Annotated in this window: 17 protein-coding genes and 2 pseudogenes; 9 read left to right on the top strand and 10 right to left on the bottom strand. The window is 68.2% G+C overall.

The genetic code is table 11. The features are described from left to right. Positions 1 to 130: 130 nt before the first annotated feature. Positions 131 to 352: a hypothetical protein gene (locus tag OV079_RS28465; protein ID WP_267772093.1), complete on the bottom strand. Its 222-nt coding sequence runs from the start codon at positions 350 to 352 to the stop codon at positions 131 to 133. Positions 353 to 374: 22 nt separating this feature from the next. Further along, positions 375 to 899 (bottom strand): hypothetical protein, encoded by a 525-nt coding sequence (locus OV079_RS28460; protein ID WP_267772092.1) that lies wholly within the window; start codon positions 897 to 899, stop codon positions 375 to 377. Positions 900 to 1,055: 156 nt separating this feature from the next. Between OV079_RS28460 and OV079_RS28455 the strand changes: the two genes are divergently transcribed. After that, positions 1,056 to 1,367 carry a hypothetical protein gene (locus OV079_RS28455; RefSeq protein ID WP_267772091.1) on the top strand — a complete coding sequence of 104 codons (312 nt, stop codon included), beginning with the start codon at positions 1,056 to 1,058 and terminating at the stop codon, positions 1,365 to 1,367. Positions 1,368 to 1,492: 125 nt separating this feature from the next. Here OV079_RS28455 and OV079_RS28450 read toward each other — a convergent pair whose 3' ends face one another. The 5 genes and pseudogenes from OV079_RS28450 to OV079_RS28430 all read right to left on the bottom strand — a co-directional run bounded on the left by OV079_RS28450 (position 1,493) and on the right by OV079_RS28430 (position 7,492). After that, on the bottom strand, positions 1,493 to 3,103 hold the full coding sequence (locus tag OV079_RS28450; RefSeq protein WP_420829545.1) for a sensor histidine kinase: 1,611 nt from the start codon (positions 3,101 to 3,103) through the stop codon (positions 1,493 to 1,495). A gap of 193 nt (positions 3,104 to 3,296) precedes the next feature. After that, positions 3,297 to 4,712: pseudogene (locus tag OV079_RS58775) on the bottom strand (PAS domain-containing protein); the annotation flags it as partial. 295 nt (positions 4,713 to 5,007) lie between these two features. Then, positions 5,008 to 5,712 (bottom strand): hypothetical protein, encoded by a 705-nt coding sequence (locus OV079_RS28440; protein WP_267772088.1) that lies wholly within the window; start codon positions 5,710 to 5,712, stop codon positions 5,008 to 5,010. Between the two features lie 447 nt (positions 5,713 to 6,159). Continuing rightward, positions 6,160 to 7,017 (bottom strand): sigma-70 family RNA polymerase sigma factor, encoded by an 858-nt coding sequence (locus tag OV079_RS28435; protein ID WP_267772087.1) that lies wholly within the window; start codon positions 7,015 to 7,017, stop codon positions 6,160 to 6,162. A gap of 7 nt (positions 7,018 to 7,024) precedes the next feature. Further along, positions 7,025 to 7,492 (bottom strand): carboxymuconolactone decarboxylase family protein, encoded by a 468-nt coding sequence (locus tag OV079_RS28430; RefSeq protein ID WP_267772086.1) that lies wholly within the window; start codon positions 7,490 to 7,492, stop codon positions 7,025 to 7,027. A 442-nt stretch (positions 7,493 to 7,934) separates the two neighbouring features. Here OV079_RS28430 and OV079_RS28425 point away from each other — a divergent pair, with 442 nt between their 5' ends. The 6 genes from OV079_RS28425 to OV079_RS28400 all read left to right on the top strand — a co-directional run bounded on the left by OV079_RS28425 (position 7,935) and on the right by OV079_RS28400 (position 13,865). Next, positions 7,935 to 8,669 (top strand): hypothetical protein, encoded by a 735-nt coding sequence (locus OV079_RS28425; RefSeq protein WP_267772085.1) that lies wholly within the window; start codon positions 7,935 to 7,937, stop codon positions 8,667 to 8,669. Between the two features lie 802 nt (positions 8,670 to 9,471). Further along, on the top strand, positions 9,472 to 10,323 hold the full coding sequence (locus OV079_RS28420; RefSeq protein WP_267772084.1) for an FAD-dependent monooxygenase: 852 nt from the start codon (positions 9,472 to 9,474) through the stop codon (positions 10,321 to 10,323). Between the two features lie 40 nt (positions 10,324 to 10,363). Next, positions 10,364 to 10,978 (top strand): TetR/AcrR family transcriptional regulator, encoded by a 615-nt coding sequence (locus OV079_RS28415; RefSeq protein ID WP_267772083.1) that lies wholly within the window; start codon positions 10,364 to 10,366, stop codon positions 10,976 to 10,978. A 391-nt stretch (positions 10,979 to 11,369) separates the two neighbouring features. Continuing rightward, positions 11,370 to 12,470, top strand: coding sequence for an ATP-binding cassette domain-containing protein (locus tag OV079_RS28410; protein ID WP_267772082.1), 1,101 nt, complete (start codon positions 11,370 to 11,372; stop codon positions 12,468 to 12,470). A 52-nt stretch (positions 12,471 to 12,522) separates the two neighbouring features. Then, positions 12,523 to 12,900 carry an AAA family ATPase gene (locus tag OV079_RS28405; RefSeq protein ID WP_267772081.1) on the top strand — a complete coding sequence of 126 codons (378 nt, stop codon included), beginning with the start codon at positions 12,523 to 12,525 and terminating at the stop codon, positions 12,898 to 12,900. A 203-nt stretch (positions 12,901 to 13,103) separates the two neighbouring features. Beyond that, positions 13,104 to 13,865, top strand: a complete 762-nt coding sequence (locus OV079_RS28400) for a DUF4435 domain-containing protein (protein ID WP_267772080.1) — start codon at positions 13,104 to 13,106, stop codon at positions 13,863 to 13,865. A 204-nt stretch (positions 13,866 to 14,069) separates the two neighbouring features. On the opposite strand, the gene OV079_RS28395 is transcribed toward OV079_RS28400, so the two are convergent. Continuing rightward, a complete protein-coding gene (locus OV079_RS28395; RefSeq protein ID WP_267772079.1) occupies positions 14,070 to 14,969 on the bottom strand; it encodes a LysR family transcriptional regulator in 900 nt (299 codons plus the stop codon). Between the two features lie 81 nt (positions 14,970 to 15,050). Here OV079_RS28395 and OV079_RS28390 point away from each other — a divergent pair, with 81 nt between their 5' ends. Further along, positions 15,051 to 15,683, top strand: a complete 633-nt coding sequence (locus tag OV079_RS28390) for a glutathione S-transferase family protein (RefSeq protein WP_267772078.1) — start codon at positions 15,051 to 15,053, stop codon at positions 15,681 to 15,683. A 34-nt stretch (positions 15,684 to 15,717) separates the two neighbouring features. Further along, positions 15,718 to 16,678, top strand: a pseudogene (locus OV079_RS28385) (pyridoxamine 5'-phosphate oxidase family protein). 275 nt (positions 16,679 to 16,953) lie between these two features. On the opposite strand, the gene OV079_RS28380 reads toward OV079_RS28385, so the two are convergent. Together OV079_RS28380 and OV079_RS28375 are read right to left on the bottom strand one after the other, a co-directional pair. Next, complete coding sequence (locus OV079_RS28380; RefSeq protein ID WP_267772076.1) at positions 16,954 to 17,670, bottom strand: MBL fold metallo-hydrolase; 717 nt, start codon at positions 17,668 to 17,670, stop codon at positions 16,954 to 16,956. A gap of 134 nt (positions 17,671 to 17,804) precedes the next feature. Beyond that, complete coding sequence (locus tag OV079_RS28375; protein ID WP_267772075.1) at positions 17,805 to 18,611, bottom strand: Hpt domain-containing protein; 807 nt, start codon at positions 18,609 to 18,611, stop codon at positions 17,805 to 17,807. Positions 18,612 to 18,960: the final 349 nt, after the last annotated feature.

The raw sequence follows: 18,960 nt of genomic DNA, 5'->3' as shown, positions 1-18,960 counted from the left end.
GGGCTCCGACCCCGAGTCCCGATAATACTGGTTCCAGTGAGCTGAAGGTTCATCGCAGGCATGCCGCTGGAGCCCGTCACCGGCTCCTCCTCGGGCGGGCCCGGTTCGCGGAATGTGTTTCTGAAGCCGTTCAGTCGGGCACGCACACGCCGATGTGGGCCAAATCGGCGGGCAACACGTAGCCGAGGGGCGGTGCATATGCGAGACAGGCCTCCCCGTCGGCGCATTCGGCCGCAACGTCCAGCATGCACAGCCGCGCGCAGCAGCCATCCTGGCCGGCGGGGTCGCAGGTCGAGAGCTGATCGGGGGAGGTGCAGGCGAACCCAGGCTCGCACAGCCCCAGGCTCGTCATCTCGCAGGCTTCGCCGGGGGGATCACCGTGAACTGGGCGCACTGAGCGACGATGCCAGGGTCGCTACCGCCGACGGGATAGAGAGCACACGCGTCGGACTCGCAGCCGTACCCCGAGAGCGGGTTGCACGCCGAAGGCCCTGACAATCGGCGTCACAGTCGGGCCGCGCCGAATCACAGATCTCCTCGGCCTCGACCACGCCGTTGCCGCAGGTCGTCACGGTGCATTCGCCCTGGTAACATAATTCGCCGGCGGCCTGGTCGCAGTCGTCGTGGCCCTGGCACAGGTCGCATTTCGCCTGGTCGGGGAACAGCTCGTGGTACATCTCCAGGCCGGCGTCGCAGGCGTCAATGCACAGTTGGGCGTCTTTGTCGCTGCCCTGCCAGCACGAGCCGTCGTCGCCGAAGCCCATCTGCGCGGCCGGCAGCCCCGACGGCGCGACGGCAGCGATGCAGACGAGGTAGCGGTCGCAGATCTCGCGCGGCTCCTCGCTCTCGGCGCCGGTCGCCGTGTCCGTCTCGTTCGACGAAGACCCGCAAGCGACCACGGACGCGACTGCCAGTAGGAGCGAACCGAACGAGCGAACCCGGCGCATGGAGCGGGAATACCGTGCGTGCGGCGTTCGCCGCAAGCAGGCCGCCGCACGCGTCGTGCCGGTGGTGGGTCGCCGGTCAGCGGGCGAGGAGCCGCGGTCCGGCGAGCGTTGTGCCAGCAAGCCAGCCCGAGCACGGCGTGGGCGATCTCTTGTGGGCCGGGCGAACATGCGTTCTCGTCGACGGGGATCACCTCCGTGGCGCACACGTCGAGCAGCTCGGGCAGCACGACGACGGCGACCTCGATGTCGAGCTCGACCGGCGGCGGCTCCGAGGACAGCGCCGCCGGGAGCAGCTCGGGCGGCGCGTCGACCTTCGACATGGCTCCGCCGCCCGAGCTCGGCGACCCGCCGCCCGCGACGACGACGTCGAACGCGGGGTCGTCGAACGCGTGTTTCTTGGACACGTCGTCCGGCGGGTAGTCGTCCCAGGTCTTCGCGCTGGCCGTGGCCACGTCCTCGCCGGCCAAAACAGTGGAGCGACCCCGCGACGAACGCCCGGTGTCTCGTCATCCGCTCGAGAACGTCACCGAGGGCCCCGGCCCAAATCACTCTTCGACGGCGTCCGTGACGACCGGTCGACGCGGGGCGCCGGCCGGCGCTCCCGTCGTCGCCGCGGGCGTGCACTCTCGCGGCAGCGTGACGCAGAAGCTCGTGCCCTCGGCTTGTGAAGAACGCGCCTCGATGGCGCCGCCGTGCGCCAGGACGATCTGTTGCGCGATGTAGAGCCCGAGGCCGAGCCCCTGCGGACGACTCGTTGGCTCGGCGCTGCCGCGCTGAAACCGCTCGAACACGAACGGCAGCACGGTCTCGGGGATCACGCCGGCGTTCCAGACCGTCAATCTCAGGGAGTCCGCCTCGGTGCCGCTCACGTGCACGCACACGGGCGTGTCCTTGCATCCGTGTTGCACGGCATTGGCGATCAGGTTGGCGAGCACCTGGCCCAGGCGGTCGGGATCCCACTGTCCGCGGGTATCACCCTCGATCTCGAGCGAGATGGACCGCTGGGTGCCGCTCCGCACCTCGGCGACGATATCGGCCGCCAGGGTCGCCAGGTCGACCGGGGCGGGCCGAACCGGGATGCCGCCTCCCAGGCGCGCGCGCGTGAAGTCGAGGATCTGCGCGATCATCCTGGCCATGCGGTCGGCGCTGCTCCGAATCCGCTGGACCGATTTGGTCGCCCAGGGATCGCCCAGCTTGCGGAGCAGGATCTCGCACGTCATGGCGATGGCGTTCAGCGGCGAGCGCAGGTCGTGGCCCAACATCCCCACGAACTCCTCGCTGAACCGCAGCGAGCGCCGCAGGCTCTCGACCAGCACCTTGTGCTCGGACACGTCGACGATGACCGCGACGAACCCGGCCGGACGACCGGATTCGTCGAACTGCGGCAGGTAGTTGGCGGCGACCTCGCGCGTCCCGCCGCGCGCGTACGTCAGCGTGAGCTCGAACTGCTTGCGCTCGCCGCGTAACGCGGCCTCCACCATGGGACGCAGATGTTCGTAGGCCTCGACGCCGACGTTCTCGCTGACGTGCTCGCCCACGAATTCCGCCCGCGACCGCCCGAACCACAGCTCATAGCCCCGGCTCACGTACGCGTAGCGCCCGGACGCGTCGACGTACGAGATCAAGAACGGCACCGCGTCGATGATCGACTCGATCTGCTGGCGCGCCTGCTCGGCGCGCTGAAAGCTCCGGGACTCCGCCGTCGCCAGGGCGCAGCGGTCCGCGAGGTCTTGCAGCATGATCAGGTCCGCCCGGCCGTAGGCCCGACCGCCGCCGCGGAAGCAGGCGATGACCCCGAGCGCGCGGTCCGCCACCACCAGGGGCGCCAACATCAGGCTCGTGAGCGCGTCGCCCGCGAGCGCCGGCTTGAATGCCTCGACGCTGGCCAGGTCGGCCCTGGTCTGCGCGTCGAGCAGGGGGACGAGCAAGGAGCGCCGCTCGCCCAGAGCCCGCCCGAGCCAATCGTCCCGGATCGGCACGCTTGCGGCCCCCAAATGCCCCAGCCGGGCCCCGAGCTCCGCGCTCCGCGTGGTGAACGCGGTGGTCAGCAGCGAGCGCTCGTCCTCGGACAGCAGCGCCACCCAACAGGAGGCGCCGAGGCGCTCGCTCACGGCCCGGGTGACCGCACCGAGCGCGCTCTGTACCGAGGCCCGCACGCTCCCCGGCACCAGCAGGCGCGAGGCCTCTGCGAGCAGCGCCGCGCGCTGGGCCGACAGGCGCTTCTCGGTCACGTCCACGTCGGCGCCGATGAAGCGCCGCGGCAGGTTGTGCTCGTCGAAGAAGCAGCGCCCCTGGGCGGAGATCCAGCGCTCGACGCCGTCCTCGATACCGACGATTCTGAAACTCGTCGCGGTACCACCCACCCCTCGATGGGTCCTCCGCACGCTCGATGTTCTCCACCGCTCGCTCGCGGTCGTCCAGGTGTAGCCCGCGCAAGAATGTGTCGTGGTCGACGTGCGCGTGGCGAGACAGCCCGAAGAGGGCCTTCTCGCGCTCGGACCACACGAGCTCGCCGCTGCGCGGGTCGTAGTCCCACGTCCCGATCTCCGCGGCCTCGGTCGCCAGGCGCAGTCGCGCCTCGCTCTCCTGCAGGGCGGCCTCGACGCGCTTGCGCTCGCTCTCCTGGCGCGTCCGCTCGGTGATGTCTCGAAGCGACACCGTGAGGTGTCGGGCGCTGCCGACCGCGAGCCTCGAGATGGACGCCTCGGCGGGGAACTCCTCGCCGCTCTTCCGCAGCCCGACGATCGCCGAGCTCCGTCCGCCCATGCGACGAGCGGCCTCCGCACCCGCCGCGAATCGCTCGACCAACTGACGATGCGCGCCGCGGAACCGCTCGGGGATGAGGATATCGAGCGGAGCGCCGATCACCTCCGATTGCGAGTAGCCGAAGATCTTCTCGGCCCCCTCGTTGAAGAGGGTGATGCGCTGGTTCTCGTCGATCGAGATGATCGCGTCCGCCGCCAGGGAGACGATCCCGGAGAACTTCAATTCCGACAGGCGGAGCGCCTCCTCGGCCCGCTTGCGGGCCGTGATGTCCAGTTCCGTACCGGCCATGCGGGTCGGTCGCCCGTCGGCGTCACGCGCGAAGACCCGACCGCGATCGAGGACCCAGATCCACTCGCCGGCGTGGGTCCGTACCCGGTGCTCGGCCTCGTACTCGGGCTCGAGCCCGCGAAAGTGATCGCTGAGCGATTTCTGGACCCGGGCCATGTCGTCGGGGTGAACGTCGGAGATCCAGGAGTCCACGTGCGGCCGGACCTCGTCGAGGCGAAGGCCTCGCATCTCCGCCCAGCGCTGGTTGAACACGACCTCGCCGGTGGTGATGTCCCAATCCCACGCGCCGAGATCCGCGCCGCGCAGCGCGAGCTCGAAGCGCTCCATGGCCCGGCGCGTCTCTTCCTGGACCCGCTTCCGCTCGCGGATGTCGCGCACGATGCCCTGCCAGCGGCCGCCGGGCAGCATCTTGGCGCTCATTTCCACGGGCAGGTAGGTCCCGTCCGCCCGCCGGAGCGACCACTCGCCGACCTCCGTGTGACCCGCGACGAGCCGCGCCTTGTGGCCGGGGAGCCGCTCGACCTGTTCGGCGGGGAGGAGGTCGGCGATGGACTTGCCGACGAGGTCCCCGCGGTCGAACCCGAGCATGCGGCAGCCGGCGACGTTGACGTCGGTGTAGCGGCCGTCGAGATCCGCGACGAAGATGCCGTCGACGGCCTGATCGACCAGCTCCTGGGCCCGCGAACGCGTGGACTCGAGCGCCGCATGCATGCGGTCGAGGGGCGCCGCGTTGACGAGGAGCAGGAGGAGTCCCACGACGCTCGAGGCGACGAGCAGGCTCGCGTACAGCAGCCGGAACTCCTCGACGCCCAGCACGTCGAGGAATGTCATCAGCACGACACCGAGCAGGATGGGGCCGACGACGGCCGCCACCACCAGGCGGCGGAACATCACGCCTCCCGGCCCAGGCGATGTGGCGATTCGCATGCACCCCAGTCGGGCCGCTCCAGGAGCAGGCCCAACGAGATGAGGAACAGGCCGATCGCCGTCGGCACCGCGACGCCGATCACGCGGGCGTGTACGAGCCGATAGGTCGCGCCGGCGCCGAAGAGCTGCCCCAGGGCGGCCGCACAGGCGATGAGCCCGGTCGCCAGCGCCAGCCATTCGGACGGACGCACGCGGGCGGTGCGGCGACAGTCGAAGAGAAGCACGGCGGCGCCGAGGCAGGCCAGCGCGAGCGCCGTCGGCGGCGAGGGGCGCCCGGGTACGGTCCGGTCTCGCTGACGACGAGGAGCTGATCGATGTGCAGATCGACCGCGAGCACGTACTCCGCCAGCGTCCCGAGCCCGACGGCGAGCACGACGCCGGCCGCCGCGAGGGACAGCGCCCGTCGCCCCGCGCCCACGGACTCGCGCCAGCGGATGGCCCCCGCGCCGCCGATGAGCGCCAGTGACAGCGAAGTGTTGGCCACCATCGGCGCCCGGCCCGGCACCATCGTCGTCAACCACGTCGCCCCCGAGATCCAGCCGAACAGGCCGACAACCCCGAGCGTCGCCCCGGCGATGCAGAGCCGCCGTCCCACCATCGCCACGCGCCGAGCGCCGCCGCCCTCTGCCACAGCAAGCTCTGGCGCCAGTGCTGTCGGTTCGGCGTGCATACGGGTGAGCGTGTCGATCTGCGCTCGAGCGAAGGCGTAGATCCCTCGCAGACCGTCGCAAAGCGAACAGTCAAGATTCGCAGATGCCGCCAGCCGGAGCAAGGCGTCGCGCACGCGCGCGAGCGGGGCGCCGCGCGCGGCCCGCTCCGCTGGCTCCTGGCGTCGGCGAGCGCGCCGGGTCTCCACGAGCCGGCCAGCGCGCCCGCGATCGACTGCATCGCCTCGAACTCGTCGTGCACGTGCAAGTGCGGACGCTGCCCCGACGTCATGCGCGACGTCCAGACGCGACCGCCATGCGCGAGCACGATCGGGTGCGCGACAGGTGGTGTCACGGCGCGACAGGTGTCGCCCTCGAGGTGCTCGAGCGCCAATGTACGGCCGTGCGTCAGGCGTGTGGCGGAACGCGATCGGCCGCACGATGGGCGGGTGCTGGATGTTGCGAGGCCTTTGCGACCCGAACATACCATCATGTACGTTCGGCCATGTCGGCGGGCACCTCTCGCGCAAGAGAATAGGGCCCGTCGACCGGACGCCGCGGCGGCGCGCTGAATGCGAGGACTGCTACGAAGCGCCCGGCGCGGCCGCCAGCGCGGCGGCGACGTGGCGCAGCTTGTCGGGGTTGCGGACGATGTAGATGCCGGCGATTCGCCCGTCGCGCAGCTCCAACGCGGTGGTCTGAAGGATGCGGCCGCGGTCGATGCTGGCGTAGCCGGGCAGGCCGTCGATCACCAGCGGGCGCAGCAAGATGGGCGGCTCGGTGAACTTGCGGCGCAGGCCGGCGTACAGCCGCAGCACCCGCGCGAGGCCGCGGATCGGGTTGCGGAATGCGAGCACCCGGCCGCCGCCGTCGGAGTGGATCACCACGTCCTCGGCCAGCATCGTCTGCAGCGCCTGCAGGTCGCCGTCGCGCGAGGCGACGAAGAAGGCCTGGGCGATGCGGTCGGCCTCGGCTGGCTCGACGCGGAAGCGCGGGCGGGCGGCTTGCACGTGCTTGCGCGCGCGGGCGGCCAGCTGGCGGACGGCGGCGGCGTCGCGGTCGAGGGTGCTGGCGACCTCGCCGAGGGCGACGCCGAAGACGTCGTGAAGGAGGAACGCGGCGCGCTCGAGCGGCGACAGGCGCTCGAGCGCCAGCATCAGGGTGAGGGTGAGATCGTCGCTCGGGTCGGACTCCGGGGCGAGCAAGGGCTCGGGCAACCAGTCGCCGACGTAGGTCTCGCGCGCGCGCGCGGACTTCATGCGGTCGAGGCAGAGGCGGGCGACGACCCGGCGCAGATAGGCGGCGGGGGCATCGACGGGCGCCTCGACCTTGCGCCACCGCAGCCACGCGTCTTGCACGACGTCCTCGGCCTCGGCGACCGAGCCGAGCATGCGATACGCGAGGCGCTGCAGCCGCGGCCGCTGCGCCTCGAATGCTGCCATCGCGTCGTCAGCCTGCTGCACTCGGCGGGTCCACCGGATGGGCCGCGCGGAAGCCGATCTGCAGGCGGTTCCACACGTTGATCGAGCCGATCAGGAGGGTCAGCTGGACCTGCTCGGCCTCGCTGAACTGGGCCTTGACCTGCTCGTAGTCGCTGTCGGGCGCGCCGATGTCGGCGACGCGGGTGAGGGCCTCGGTCCAGGCGAGGGCGGCCCGCTCGCGTGGGGTGTAGAGGGACGACTCGCGCCACGCGTTGAGCATGTAGAGCCGCATCTCGGTCTCGCCGGCCTTGCGGGCGTCGGTGGCGTGCATGTGGATGCAGAAGGCGCAGCCGTTGATCTGCGAGGCGCGCATCCTCACCAGTTCCATCAGGCTGTGCTCGAGGCCGCTCGCCTTGAAGCTCGCCTCGAGGGCCATCATCGCCTTGGTGCCCTCGGGGGCGAGTTTGAACGGGTTATGCTGCAGTCGTGGGGTCATGTTCGTCTCCCGCGTGCTCGCTGCACGCTCACGGGACAAGACGAGGTAGCCGGTGCCGGTTGTGACATGGGCGGAGATTTTTTTCGACGGTGGCCGGCAGGGGCCCCGCCGCCCGGTCTTGCGGAGCGAGCGGGCGAGGCGCTCACGCCGAACACGCCCAGGGCCATGACGAAGCGCACGGTGTCGTCGGCGCCGAGCCGCGGTCACCGCGGCAGCCTCGGGAAGACATGCCCGATCGGTCATGTCGCGCGAACCCGGCCCGCGACTCGACTTGCGCGGCGGGCTCGCATCGCGTCTCCTGGCGGGGGTGGCGGGCATTGGCGAGAGGGACGCTGCGGAGCGAGTCCGGCGGGCGATCGCCGATGGCGGCCGTCCGCTCGAGCTGTGGGCGGATGCCCGGAGCCGCGGAGAGGTCGAGGTCGGCCTCGTCGTCGCCGCCAGCTTGATCGACGGCCTCGAGGTCGCCGACGCAGGGCGCGTCCTCGACGAGCTGGGGCCGCTCGCCGGCGACGGGCACCGCGACGTCCTCGTGCTCCTGCGCCAGCGTCTGCGCCTCGCTTACGAGCAGCCGCTCGACCTGCCTGGTCTCGCCGCGGCCCTCGACGGCCTGCTGGCCCATGCTCGCTGGGAGGACGCGCTGAACGCCGCCAGCCTGCTCGCCGGCGAGTCCGAGGGGGACCTCGCCGCGAGCCGCCGCTACCGCACGATCGCGGTGGGCGCGGCCGAGGCAGGCGGCGCGGGCTACCTCGGTGCAGTCCAGCTGCGTCTGCTCGCGGCCGCCGAGCTCGCGGCCGGGGATGACGGACGCTGCCTCGCCCACGTCGAGCAGGCGCTGCGCCGGCTCGAGGGCGTGCCTTTGCTCGGCGCCCGGCTCGAGGTGGGCCGCTGCCACGAGCTCGCGGGTGACGCCCACTTGGTAGGTCATTCTCTCGACCTCGCGCAGCAGGCCTACGATCGCGCGAGCGATCGCTTCGCGCACGCCGACTTCGGCGCGAGTCACCGCGAGCGGGTCCGCAAGAAGCGCGACGCCCTCGGCCGACCTCACAACGACGCCGGCGGTCGTGGTGCGACGATTCGCAAGGCCGACCGAGCGGGGGCGGTGAGATACCTGGGTGACGAATTTGTCACCTCGACCACGCGCGATGAATCGCGGTGCCGACCGAGAGTGGGGCGGTGAATTGAAGACGACGATTCGCAGCATCGATCACGCGCGACGATTGGCGGTGCCGACCGAGAGTGGGCGGTGATGTGCCTGGGTGACGATTCGCAGCATCGATCGCGCGCGATGAATCGCGGCGCCGACCGAAGGTGGGCGGTGAGTTACCTGGGCGACGATTTGTAGCATCGACCACGCGCGACGATTCGCCGCGCCGAAGGATTCAGGGCGGCGATTCAGGGCACCGAGCAAGTGCGACGATTCGCGATGACGGCTGAGCGCGTGGCGAGAGATTTTCGCAGGGCTCGAATCACCGGACGGTGCGATTTTGCGCGGCCTGGGCCTCCGAGAATGCAGAGGTGGCGATAAATCACGGAGCCTCGAAGGGGCGCCAGGGCGGGCTCAGGGCGCGTCCTCTTGTTTTCGCGACGGATCGTCGTAAACCAAGAGACCGCCTTTTTGCGGGCCCGGAGAGACGTATGAGCATGCAGCGTTCAGCCCTCGTCGTCGGACTCGGCATTGCCGGCATGGCCTCGGCGATCGGGTTGCGGCAGGCGGGGTGGCGGGTGACGGTGATCGAGCGGGCGGCGCAGCGTCGGCTCGGTGGCTATTTCATCGGGTTGTTCGGCACCGGGCTCAGCGCGGCGCGGCGGCTCGGGGTGATGGACGCGGTCCACACGCGCACGCCGAGGCGGGCGAAGACCTGGGCGGTCACTCGCGGGGGCGACCGCACGCAGACGGGTGGCTTCCTCGATCAGCCGGGCGAGCCGCAGGGCGTGCTGCGCGGCGACGTCGAGGCCGCGTTATTTAAAACCTGGGCGACGTGGATGTGCGCTACGCGACGGTGCCGACGGCCATCGAGGACGTCGTCGGCGGCGCGCTCGTCAGCACGCGGGATGCGGCGGGGCAGGAGCGGTGCGAGCGGTTCGATCTGGTCGTCGGCGCCGATGGGCTGCGCTCGACCGTCCGGCGCCTCGTCTTCGGTCCGCACGAGCGGTTCATGAAGCCGCTGCACGCGATGATCTGCGCGTTTCAGCTGCGCGCGCAGGTGCCTTACTTCCCGGTCGACCACGGCCTCATCCTCGCCGAGCCGCGGCGGTCGCTGTGGGTGTTCCCGTTCGAGGATTGTGCGCCGACGGCTCTGTTCTCGTATCGCACCCGCGACATCGACGCCCAGTTCCGCGAGCCGCCGGGGGCGGTGTTGCGGCGGACCTACGGGCCCGAGCCGTTCGGCGAGATCTTGCAGCACGTGCTCGACGAGTTCGACCGCGCCGAGCATTTCCTGTTCGACTCGGTGCATCAGGTCAGCATGCGCACCTGGTGCTCCGGGCGCACCGTGCTGGTCGGCGACGCGGCGTGCTGCATGACGCTCTACTCGGGGATGGGCGCGTCGGTGGGGCTGGCGGCGGGGTCGTTGCTCGGGCGGTTGCTGGCGCGCCACGAGGGCGACGTCGAGGCGGGGCTGCGCCGGTGGGAGGCGCGGCTGATGCCGTTCACGCGTCAGCATCAGCGCGCGGCGCTGTTCAAGTCGCAGGTGTTCACGCCGAGCGGGCCGGTCGCGCACGTGCTGATGAAGGGTCTGCGCCTGCTCGGCGGGACGCGGCGGCAGAGCGACGTGCCGAGCCCGGTCGAGCAGTACTTCGTGCGCCCGATGAACGTCGATTTCGCCGAGTAGGCGGTTGCGGGGGCGGTCTTTTGACCGATGAATGAGATCGATGCCGAGGATCGCCGCGCCCACCATCGCCGCGCACCGGGAGGCCACCTGGCAGCGCCTGCGCGAGGGGTTCATCCGCGCCGTCCACGAGGAGGGCTACGGGGCGCTGACCCTCGCCGCGATCGCGCGCCACGCCGGCATCGCCCGCAACACGATCTACAACTACGCGCCGACCAAGGACGCGCTGCTCGTCGCGGTGGTGAAGGCCGAGGCGGCGCCGATCGTGAGCGCGCTGGTGGCAGAGTGCGCGGCGGTCGACGATCCGGAGGACCGGCTGGCGCTGCTGGTCCGCCGGCAGCTCGCGGCGCTGGCCCCGGGGGTGTCGGGGATCTCGATCGTCAACGCGCTCGAGGGCCTGCTGCCCGAGGACGTGAGCCTGTCGCTCGCGGCCTGCTTCGCGCCGGTGCTCGAGATCGTGGCGGGCATCGTCCAGCAGGGCACGGCGGCGGGGCTGTTCCGCCCGGTGGCCGACGTGCAGCGCCTGGTCGAGCGGATGGTCGGGGTCGTACACGCGGGCCGGCGCGCGGTGGCCTCGGGCGCGCCGGTCGAGGTGGTCGCGGCCGAGACGGCGGAGTTCTTGCTCGGGGGGCTGCGCGGGCGGGTCGGGCGCAAGTAGCGAGGCCGCGAATCCACCGCAGATAGCGAGGGGGCGGCGCGCACTCCCAGGCGCGCGGAAGCGCTCGATCCGTTCAACGTTCTCACCCTCGAACGACTCCACTCCTACCTCAAGTGAAGGGGCATTCGGACAGTAAGGACCAGACCGATGGGCTTGCACAGACCCCGTCAAGCGGTAGCGTGCTTCTAAACGTTGTCTTTGGCGCTGACGAGCTCAAATGAGCAATGGTGTTGCTGATTTGCTGCATCACATTCGCAGGTCATCTCCTGCCTAGACAACCGTCATGGTTGCCGAGTCGGCGTACGAGAACCACGATGTCGATCAGGGTTTCCCTGGCTCCCACTGGGGGAGCAGTGTTGTTTTTTACCTTCGTCTCGGTTAGCTTCAGTGCATGACCGAGACCACGACAACCGCCTCGTTTCACCTCGAGTTGTTCTCGATCGAGTCTATGTTTAATCGCACTGACGTAGAAATTATCCCAAAGGATAATCGGCTAATTCTCGTCGGGGAAAACGGCAGCGGAAAGAGCACAATTCTGAACATCCTCTACTTGTTCCTCACTGCTCAATGGAAACGCCTTGCGAAGCTGCCGTTCAGATCAGTAAAGGCTCGAATTAACGGTCAGGATTTGGTAATTAGGCGTGATGATATCATCGCATCCCATAGGGCACCCCAGATAAAATATATGAACGATTACCTAATGCATCGACGTCGGCTTACCCCGGATACGCTAGATGCAATTATAACGGACATCCAAGAGCTTTCGCCAGCGAAGTTGATGCATGATTATGTTACTCTTCGCTACTTAGCCCAAAAACATGAGGTTGATCCTGATGATCTGCAAGAAATTTTCTACTTAAATCTGCGTATGAGCGGAGAGGTTGATTCGAGCGCGATTACGCGTCTCCAAAATCTTGAGAAGACGATCGCTAGGCTTCTGCCTTCACAGGTCCTATTTCTGCCGACATACAGGCGCATCGAACGTGATCTCAAATCTATCTTTCCGAATTTACGCCTTGAGCAAGAACTGAAACAATTTCACCGTCCGGGAACTTCCGGTCCAAGTTGTATCGAACTGGTCGAATTTGGAATGAAGGATGTTGAGGAGACCTTTGCCAAGAAGACGCAATCACTCAGCGAAAGTCTTCGAGCTGATCTGGATAACATGACCGGATCGTATCTCAGTGATGTCATCCGAAAGGAGTATAAAAAACCAGACTTGGCTGCTCTGATCGCTCCAGGTGTAGCCGATGCAGTGAACGATGTTATCGATAAGATCGATGCTCGGTTTCTCAGCGATACAGATCGAGGACACCTCAAGCAAATCATGCAGACTCTTCAAGAGAGCCGTGATGCAGAAGATGAACAGGTTACGGTTCACTACTTGACGAAATTGGCGAAGGTTCGTGCAAACCAGCAAAAGCGAGAAGAGAACGTTCGCGCATTCGTCTCTCTCTGTAATAAGTATCTCCAGGATAAATTTTACGTTTGATTCATCGAAAGTTGAAATTGGCCTTCATTATGTTCCTGAAGCCAAAAGGAATATGATTGACGAGACAAAGAAGCCGAACGAGGACGACTTTCCCAAACTTCCTCCAGATTTGCTTTCCTCGGGTGAGAAACAGATTGTAAGTCTATTCTCTCATATATATTTGAGTGGAGCGCAATCTTATTTTGTAATTATTGACGAACCCGAACTGTCGATTTCGGTGCCGTGGCAGCAGCGATTTTTGCAAGACTTGATCGAGACTCAGCTTTGCACCGGTTTGATTGCGGTGACTCACTCTCCCTTTATTTTTGAGAACGAACTCTCGGCATTTACGCTCCCTGTTTCGTTGGTAAGCCGACCTGCAAAAGCCGCGACGCCGGAAAGGCTGCCAGAAAAAGAACGTCCGAAGGGAAAGAGGAAGGGGCGGAGGTAAAGTAATGACTGCTACGGAATTGCAGCTTCGGGCGGTAGTTTTCTTGATCTCTTGCGGACGGCATTAAACTCAGCAAAGGCACAATGGAATACATTTCTGATGACTTATAAGCCTGATGGGCGGACCGTGTTTGCCTTTGTGGAAGGTAAGGAGGATCTTGCATTCTATGGGCCCCTGCTTAGTTCACAATTCCCAGTTCATTTGTGCTATCCTTTGTAAAATGCAATAGTAAAGAGGGAGTTTTGGCGACTCTGAAGGAGTTCAAGTCGTTGTATCAGCCTAACCCCAGAGCGATGTTCTTCGTTGATAGGGACCATGATGATCTTGTCGGGGAACAGCCAGATGCCTATCTGTATTTGTTTGTTACTGACGGTTACTCAATTGAGAACGAGTTGTGTTCTGATTCTGTGGTTCGACGACATTGTGTCGAAACGCTCGGTCTGGACTCTCAGCATGTAGCAGTCGAGAGGGCGGTGGGGCAGTTTGGTGCGGCATTCGGTTCTTTCGAGGAGGCGGTTCGGATGCCGATGGCTTGGATTGTTGCGGCGCGGCGTAAGGGTAAGGTGAATATTCGTAATGTGGTGAGCAAGACACTTTTGTATTTCGATTCAGAAAAAATGCGGGTTACACTTGCGTCTTCGTGGGATGATTCGGTTGCGTATCTTTGTCGAGTGACAGGAGATAATGGCCCTCATCCTGGAGTGAGTGGTGATGAACTGGATAGCGCTCAGAGGGATATGGCAATGGTGGCGCCCAAAGTTTGGATGCGTGGCAAACAATGTGTTTGGTTTTGCGTTCAATTCTTGAATGCGATTGCGGTATCGTTCAGAGCTGTGGGTCTTTTCGAGAAGGTGCATCGGCTCGATGAAGCAAACGCCATACAGGACCTTGCGCCGCGAGTGAGCCCTTCAGCTACATTGAGAAGTTTCCTGGAACGCGTCGTCCAGGCTCTTGTTAATCCATGACCTGAAGGTAAGTCGCAGGCGACAGGAACGAGGTCCAGTGGAGGGCGTAAGTTCTGGGGGCGGGGAAGTTCCACTGAGTCGAGACCAGTGGCGCCAGTGAATTTGGCGATCGGGGAAGCTCCCGCCGAATTCTGAGCTCATATCACGAGACTGCGACGTTGCTGATCCTGAGGCCATGTAACGAGAGGGCGACGGGCGCGTCGCTCACAGCGCGACGAAGCTCCAGTCACATGTCTTTAAAACCAGGTCGACGAAGGCGCGGACCTTGGCCGGGACCAGGCGGGCGCTCGGGTAGACCAGGTGGATCGGCTGCGGCGGTGGTTCGAACTCGGTCAGGACGACCTCGAGCCGGCCGGCGCGCACGGCCTCGGCGACCTGGTAGGCGAGCGCCACGGTCAGGCCGCCGCCGCGCTCGGCGTGGGCGATCGTCGCGTCGGTGCTGTTGGTGGCCAGGACCGGGTGCAGGGCGACGGGGTGCGGGCGGCCGGCGACGACGAAGCGCCACACGGGCGCGGGGTCGAGGCCGGTGAAGTGGACGATGGCGTGGTCGGTGAGCTCGTCCGGGTGGCGCGGCGCGGGCCGGCGGGCCAGGTAGGCGGGGGCGCCGACGACGACGCGGCGGGTGGCGCCGACGCGGCGCGCGTGCAGGCTCGAGTCGGTGAGCGGGCCGATCCGGACCGCCACGTCGATGCCGTCCTCGACGAGGTTGACGTTGCGGTCGGAGAGGGTGAGCTCGGCGACGACGCCGGGGTGGCGCGCGAGGTAGTCCGACAGCACCGGGGCGACCGCGAGGCGGCCGAACAGGACCGAGGCTGCGACCACCAGGCGGCCGGTCGGCGCGTCGTGCTCGGCCTGGACGGCGGCCTCGGCCTCGTCGAGGTCGCTCAAGATCTGCCGCGCCCGCTCGAGGTAGCGCGCGCCGGCGTCGGTGAGGCTGACGGAGCGGGTGGTGCGCTGCAGCAGGCGGGTCGACAGGTGCTCCTCGAGCGCGGCGACCAGGCGGGTGACGGCCGAGGGCGAGAGGCCGAGCTTGCGCGCCGCGGGGGCGAAGCCGCGCAGGTCGGCGACGGCGACGAAGGCGGCCATGGCGTCGAGCCGGTCCACGGCGATTATTGCAGCACGTGCAATGGTGAAGTGTCAACGCGCAGGATTGTTGCGGCCGGCGGGGCGCCGCATCCTCGCGGCATGTCGCAAGGACGCACCATCAAGCTCTACCGTCACCCGCTGTCCGGGCACGCGCACCGGGTCCAGCTGTTCCTGTCGCTGCTCGGCTTGCCGGCCGAGCTCATCGACGTCGACCTGCTGGCCGGGGCGCAGCGGCGGCCGGAGTTCCTGGCGCTCAACCAGTTCGGCCAGGTGCCGGTGCTCGACGACGACGGGACGATCGTGGCCGACTCGACCGCGATCCTGGTCTACCTGGCGCGCAAGGACGGCGGCGAGGCGTGGCTGCCGACCGACCCGATCGGGGCGGCGGCGGTGCAGCGCTGGCTGTCGGTCGCGTCCGGGCCGCTGGCGTTCGGGCCGGGAGCGGCGCGGCTCGTCACGCTGCTGGGCGCGAAGTTCGACGCCGACGAGGTGATCGGCCGCGCCCACGCGCTGCTGCGGGTGATGGACGCGGAGCTGCGCGGGCGCGAATTCCTGGCCGGCGAGCGGGTGACGATCGCCGACGTGGCCTGCTGCACGTACGTGGCCCACGCGCCCGAGGGCAACGTGTCGCTGGCGGAGTACGGGGCGGTGCGCGCGTGGCTGGCCCGCGTGGCGGCGCTGCCGGGGTTCGTGCCGATGCAGGCGAGCGCGATCGGGCTGGCGCGCGGGTGAAGACAATCGGGTGAGGGCAAACGGGAGGACGATCATGTCGACGATTCATCGCAGTCCGTGGCACGCGGGCGAGGTGCGGCTGCAGGCCCGGCACGGGGTCGCGGAGCGCATGGCCGAGGTCGGCGCGCGCGTGATCCGTGACCACATGCCGGACCAGCACCGGACGTTTTATGCGCAACTGCCGTTCCTGGTGCTCGGCGCCGTCGACGACGCGGGGATCCGTGGGCGACTTTGGTCGAGGGCGCGCCGGGGTTCGTGCATTCGCCGGATCCGCGGACGCTGCGGATCGACGCGCTGCCGGGCGCGGACGATCCGGCGAGCGCGGGGATCACGGTCGGGGCGGCGCTCGGGTGCCTGGGGATCGAGCTGCCCACGCGCCGGCGCAACCGGGTCAACGGCCGGGTGCGGGCGCGCGACGCCGAGGGCTTGACAATGGCGGTCGAGGCTTCGTTCGGCAATTGCCCGCAGTACATCCAGACGCGCACGCCGGTGGAAGTCGTCCGCGAGGCGGCGCCGGCCGAGCGTTTGACGGGGCTCGACGAGGCGGCGCGCGTGGCGATCACGACCGCGGACACGTTCTTCGTCGCCAGCTACGTCGACGAGGACGGCGACCCGGCCCGCCGCGGGGTCGACGTGTCGCACCGCGGCGGCCGCCCGGGCTTCGTCCGCGTCGACGGCGAGGTGCTGACGATCCCCGACTTCGCCGGCAACTTGTTTTTCAATACTCTGGGCAATCTGCTGGTCAACCCGCGCGCGGGGCTGGTGTTCGTCGACTTCGAGCGCGGCGACTTGCTGCAGGTCTCGGGGCCGACCGAGCTGGTGCTGGCAGGCGAGGAGCTGGCGCAGCTGGAGGGGCGGAGCGATTGTGGCGAGTGCGGGCGCAGCAGGTGGTGCGCCGGCGCGGGGCGCTGGCGTCGCGCTGGCGCTTCGAGCAATTCTCGCCGCGGTCGCTGGCGACCGGGGCGTGGTGGCGGGGTCCTATCCATACACCGTGAATGTCGGTACTGCGCATTCGAGGAGCGCCTCGCCCCCGCGCGCGGCCACGCGGGGAGGCGGCCCTGGCGACAGGTGTGAATCGTCGGAGCACCCCACCATGGGCGGGGCGGCGACGCCGGCGGTGACGGTCACGCGCGGCGCATGCTTGTCCTTGCGACATGTCCATGGGGACATGTTCTTTAGATAACATCGCGCCAGCCCCGTCGTCGCGGGGCCGGCGAGGGGCTCGGCTGGGGCCCCGTCCGCAGCAGGTTCGCGCGGAGCGGCGGCGCGGTCAGGCGGGGAAAGCGTCGGCGACGCTGGCGGCGATCCGCGCGTGGGCCTCGTCGCGCAGGGGCTCGCCGTGGGCGCTGATCAGGTGGCGGAACGGCAGCGCGAGCAGGCGCGCGAAGTCGTCGGGGCTGGGCTGGCAGGCGTGACGCCAGGTCGCCGGGATGTTGGCGGGGCGGATGAAGCCCTGGGCGGCGAACATCTCGCCGCACTCGGGCGAGAAGAAGCGGTCGACCTCGGTCCAGTTCTGGATCGCGTCGCAGGTGACGAGGATCCCGCCCTCGCGGGCGAGCAGGACGGCGGCCTCGGGGAAGCGGGCGGAGGTGAACTCGAACGCCCGGCCGTCGGCCAGGGGGAAGGGACCGCCGGGGGTGAGGGGCTGCGCGGTGGCGCGGCCGTCGGCGTGGGTGGCTGCCGGCAGGGCCCACAGGGTGGCGCCGTAGCGGTCGCAGTAGAACGGGTCGTCGCGGCCGTGGAAGGCCCCGAGGCGGACGACGTGCCGGACCTTTCCGAGGGCATCGAGCGCAGCCAGGCCCTCGTCGTCGAGGCGCACGGTGTTGAGCAGCGTCAGCGCGTCGCCCTCGCGGACGACGGTCATGGTCCGGCTGGTCTGGATGTCGACGCCGGCGTGGTGGGTCCGGTTGGTGCCGACGACGTAGAAGACCTCGGGAAAAGCCGGCTGCAGCGCGCCGTGGGGCCATACAGGGCTGTACTCGAACATTTTTGAAGAATACCTCGGAGGCGCAGAGCCTGCCCTCCGGGTCGCCGATCGTCAATCGGCGCGCTGCTGGGGAATGGAGCGGGTCGTCGTGTTCGCAGGCTCGTCGTGCGGGGCGGATCGAGGAGCGCTGCGCTTCACTTCGTGTGGCCCACGGCCGGGAAGGCGAGCGCCAGCCGGGCCCACGCGCTCGCCAGCAGGCACGCCAGGGCCAGTTTGGCGGCGTTTCCGGCGTCTGTCCGGGCGAGCACGACGGGGATGTCCTGAAGGACAGGCTCGGCGTCGATCGCCGCGCAGAGCTGCGAAAATGTCTCTCGGGATATGTTATTGGAGACAGGTCCGTCGCCGTCGAGCGAGACCCACAGCAGCTCGGCTGCGCCGGCCTCGATCGCGCGAGCGGCCGCGGAGACGTCGGGCACGGCGATCGAGCCCTCGGGCAGGCCGGGCGGCGCCAGGCCGACGACGGCGACCCGCGGCTGGGCCGGGAGCGCGGCGGGGGACAAGGCCGCGGCGATCCGCTCGGCGAGCGCGAGGAGCAGCTCGCCCAGCGGGGCGGGCGCGAGGTCGCCGGCGGCGAGGCGTTGCTCGAGGCGACCGGCGAGCTCGCCGATCGCAGGATGGCCGTAGCTGCCTGCGGTGCCGCGGAGGCGGTGGGCCAGCATGCGCGCGTCGGCCTGCGCGGTCGCGCCGCTGGGTGCGTGGACGACGGCCCGCGCGAGCGCGGCGAGCGAGCTAGGGAGCTGGCGCGTGTAGTCGCGGCGCATGGAGGCCAGCAGCTCCGCGGTGCTCGCGTCGGCCGCGGGCTCGGGCTCAGGCGCGGGCAGGACAAAGGGCAGCGTGCGCACGAGCGCGGCCGCGGCGGTCGGTGCGAGCAGGCCGAATGTCCACACCACGCGCGGCGGATCGTCGGCTCGCGGGACGTCGGCGTCGTCGCACAGCAGCACGTCCGCGCTCCTGCTGGCGTGCGCCGGCCTGCTCGCCGCGAGGTCGCTGTCGACCGCGCCCGCGTCACGGCTTGCGGAAGGCGAGATTGGTGCGCCTACGACGTCCGAGGTCGCGAGGTCGCTGTCGACCTTGCCTGCGTCACGTGTTGCGGAAGGCGAGACCGGTGCGCCTTCGACGTCCGAGGTCGCTACGTCGCTGTCGAGCGCGTCCGCGTCATATGCTGCGAATGACGAGACTGGTGCGCCTTCGACGTCCGAGGTCGCTACGTCGCTGTCGAGCGCGTTCGCGTCGCGTGCGGTGGAGGACGAGCTCGGTGCGCCTTCGATGCCGCGGGCCCACAGCAGCGGC

The organism is Nannocystis pusilla, assembly GCF_026626665.1.
In the GTDB taxonomy this organism is placed as follows: domain Bacteria; phylum Myxococcota_A; class Polyangia; order Nannocystales; family Nannocystaceae; genus Nannocystis; species Nannocystis pusilla.
Note: the sequence above shows the minus strand (reverse complement) of the source record. Positions and strands in the feature narration are given on the sequence as shown.